Origin of the sequence: Collinsella sp. D33t1_170424_A12, assembly GCF_015554865.1 — a bacterium.
In the GTDB taxonomy this organism is placed as follows: Bacteria; Actinomycetota; Coriobacteriia; order Coriobacteriales; family Coriobacteriaceae; genus Collinsella.
Window position 1 is genome coordinate 1 of the sequence record NZ_JADNJJ010000167.1, and the last position, 3547, is coordinate 3547.

General features: G+C 59.7%; 2 protein-coding genes. Both read right to left on the bottom strand.

The features are described from left to right. Window positions 1-274 precede the first annotated feature (274 nt). Window positions 275-1006, bottom strand: coding sequence for an anti-sigma factor antagonist (locus I2E26_RS07315; RefSeq protein WP_195420207.1), 732 nt, complete (start codon window positions 1004-1006; stop codon window positions 275-277). A 66-nt stretch (window positions 1007-1072) separates the two neighbouring features. Continuing rightward, window positions 1073-3427 carry a SpoIIE family protein phosphatase gene (locus I2E26_RS07320; RefSeq protein WP_195420208.1) on the bottom strand — a complete coding sequence of 785 codons (2355 nt, stop codon included), beginning with the start codon at window positions 3425-3427 and terminating at the stop codon, window positions 1073-1075. Window positions 3428-3547: the final 120 nt, after the last annotated feature.

Consider the following 3547-nt stretch of genomic DNA (forward strand, 5'->3'; position numbering starts at 1 on the left):
ATGGCTCAGTTGGTAGAGCACAACCTTGCCAAGGTTGGGGTCGCGGGTTCGAGCCCCGTTGTCCGCTCCATCGCATGATAGAAGAGCTGGTTGTATGACCGGCTCTTTTTTTATATCTATGTTCCTCTTGGCAAAGCAAGCGTACACATGCGAGCTTCAGGGCATACGATACCAGTCGCCCGATTCGCACATGGCTCAGGTGGAAAGCCGGCTACCGAGGTGGCACGGAGACCATGTCATACGAGAAGATACAGGCGATGGCATCCGCGCACGCCTACGAAGACCGCGTCATCTTGATGAGACGCACCATGGTGCCCCGTCCATCGCAGCGCCGTGCGACCTCCACGCTATCAACCAGCATGCGCATAAGCTTGATGCCGCGACCGCGTATCTCGCTCGCCTCAACCTCTTCATTACCGCCGAGCTCGAATCCGCAGCCGCGGTCACCCACCTCGATAACGACGCGGTCGCGATATGCATAGATGGATAAGGAGCACGAGCATCCGCACGCATGATCATATGCATTGGACAGCGCCTCGCCCGCAGCCAGGGCCGTATCGAAGCGGTCCTCCGCAGTCATAGGCAGAGAGGACAGCAGATCGGAAACGCGATGGCGGTAATACGGCAGGTTCTCGATACCCTCGCTCACCGAAAGCGTCTTGCTCCACAGCGGGCTCTCATCGGCCGACAGGACCGGAATGGGCGGCTTGTTAGCAGCTGTGACATGCAGAGCATCGATCAAGCGCGCGATCTGCAGGAAACGAACGACATACGGCGATGCGTTGACAAGCGAAAGCAGCCCGCCAAGCCCGGACAGGCGACGGGCGCACGAAAGCAGAAATGCCAGGCCCGTCGAATCGATGAACGAGACGCTTTGGCAATTCACGAGCACGCGCCGCACGCCGCCATCGACCAATCCATCAACCTGTTCGCGTAGCAGCGGCACAGTGATGATATCGATGTCGTGCGCGGGCGCGATCACGGCTATGTCGTTCCATTCGTTCATGCAACTATAGTTCCCGTGTTCGCGGAACTCTAAACAGCCTACCGGCGGCAAGTTTGCCGAATGGACCTACTCCCCCGCACCATCGAATCGCAGGGCGACCAGAGCGATATCGTCATCGAGGGCCGAGCCCGAGAATCGGTCGAGTTCAGATAGCACGGTATCGCATAAGCCCTCGATACCCGCACCGCTCTCGCGTAAGAGCACATCGCGCAGGCGATCCTCGCCGAAGAAACCGCCCTGGGCGTCTCGCGCCTCGATGGCACCGTCGGTATACATGAAGAGCATGTCGCCCGGCTCGAACGTGAAGACGCCGTTTTCATACACCATGGAATCGAACGCGCCCACGACGCCCGACTGAACGCTGAGCAGCTCGACCTCGCCTGCACGGTCCCCGTCCTCGTGCGGTGGATGAATGAGCATCGCGGGCGGATGCCCCGCCGAACAATACGTGGCGGTGCGAGAGCGCAAGTCGATCTTCGCAATGAACATCGTGGCGAACGTCTCGAGACGCGAGAAGCTCATAAGCATGCTGTTGAGCGCACGCGCGAGCGCCGCAGGAGGGCGGCCCTCCCAGGCATAGGCCGTGAGCGCCGTCTTGACCAGCGCAGACATGGAGGCCGCCTCGACGCCCTTGCCCGAAACGTCGCCCAAGATCATGACCGCACGATCATCGGGCAGACGGATGAGCGTGTAGAAATCACCGCCCACCAGCGCCTGCCGCGTCGCCGAAGAGTATCGCGAATCGGTGGTGATGCCGGGAACCGCACCCAGGGAGCTCCTCATGCCCGCCTGAAGCGTCTGCGCGATGCGCTGCTCCTCCTTCTTGTTTCGAACGCCACTGGTGATGAGCTCGAAGTCGTGTACGAGTCGAACGAGGTAATCGTACTCGAGGTCATCGATCGGCTCCTGGGAGCCATCGCGAAGCAGGAGGAAATACCTCAGGGGCGCGACAGCCTTGCCGGATGCATCGCGCGGCAGGATGCTTCCCAGCTTCAAGGCGTCCGGCCCCTCCGCACTCACGAGATCATCCGCAGCGTCCTCGAAGGGTGCCCCCATATCTACGAAGGCGCCCTGGCACGGAAGGCCATGATCGGCCAACCAGTCGCCTGCTCGCGTCGTGCGGTCGACACGAACGACGCGAGCGCTTTTGAGCGACGGCACGCCTCCAGCCGACAGCGGGGCAGCAGAGTCAACGGGCCCCGCGGCGCGCGAGGCGGGCATACGCATGGAGAAGAAGTCATCCGGGTCGCCGGGAAGCTCAACGCGGCTGCCACCCTCGAAGTCAACGACATAGCAGTCGCGAACCTGATCGAGGATGACGGGACATACCCGGCATGAAAGAACTCGGCGCAACTCGGAGCCGAGCAATGAGTAGGTGCCCGCAGCGTCGCCCTCGACGGAAAGCAAGTTGTCACGCAAGGCATTGAGCGAGCGCGTCAGTCCGGCGGTCTTACGCGAGCGCAAGGCGGTGATAAGGCCCACGAGCTCGATGGAAAGGTAATCGCAAATAACTTCCAGCACGCGGACCTCGTTCATTCGAGGCGTTGTATGGCGGCGCCACCCGAGCTCGATGACACCGAGGACCTGCGTACCGAAGAAGATGGGCACGGCGATCATGGTCTTAAAGGGCGGCATATCCTGGACGCGAACAGGAAGCGAGATGCGCGAGTCGAGGTCGTAGAACGCACCGGAAATAGGCGATGCGCCTTCATCGGCCGGTACGATGGAGAAGCGGCATGAACGCGATTCTTTAAGGAGATGCGAGGCCACACCCGATCCGTACGGCACGAATTCAGGGACATACGAGCTATGCAGCGAGTCCGAGATTCCACGCAGCTTAAAACCGCCGCTCTCTGAAAAATAGATAGCGCTTCCGTCGGCATCAAGGGTGTCGACGAGTTTATTGAGAACCGTATCCACAAGCGATGGAAGGTCTTCGGACCCCACGGTGGACATAATTACCGAGAGCGTGCCGGAAAGGCGCTTATTCGCGGCCTGAACCTCCGAGAGCAGCCGTTGCGTCTGGCGGTCATGAGCATAGCGTTCCTCGAGGCTTCGCATGACGATGAGCACATGGGGGCTTGCAGCCGGCGCGTCGTAGTTGGCGGCGGGATTGAGCAATAGCGAGCGAACAGTCACCGGAATGAAGGAACCATCGAACAGTTTCAGCATGAGCGTGTTATCGACGCCGTCGACGGTAAAGGGCAGCTTATGGCCCGCGGCGCGCTCGAAGGTCTCGCTAAAGAGAATGTCTTTGATATCGCAATCGATCACGAGATCACGCGGACTCGAAATAAGACGTAGGAACTGCTTGTTAACATGCAGCACCGTACCATCGCGATGACAAAGCGCGACGGCATCGTTAGTAATTTCAACCAGACGAGCGAGATTGGGATACTCTTCGGTTGCGATGGCCTCCATTGCTACCCCTTCGATCCACGATGATTCGGTAGGTAGATAGGATACAGCGAAAGAAGCCAAGATGCGTAGTTATACAAAAAACGCGGACCCGAAGGTCCGCGTTACTATTCGATGGTGTCG

What these genes read in the sequence shown, in the direction of transcription:
- I2E26_RS07320 (WP_195420208.1), bottom strand. Translation starts at nt 3,427, where the DNA reads ATGGAGGCCATCGCAACCGAAGAGTATCCCAATCTCGCTCGTCTGGTT.
- I2E26_RS07315 (WP_195420207.1), bottom strand. Translation starts at nt 1,006, where the DNA reads ATGAACGAATGGAACGACATAGCCGTGATCGCGCCCGCGCACGACATC.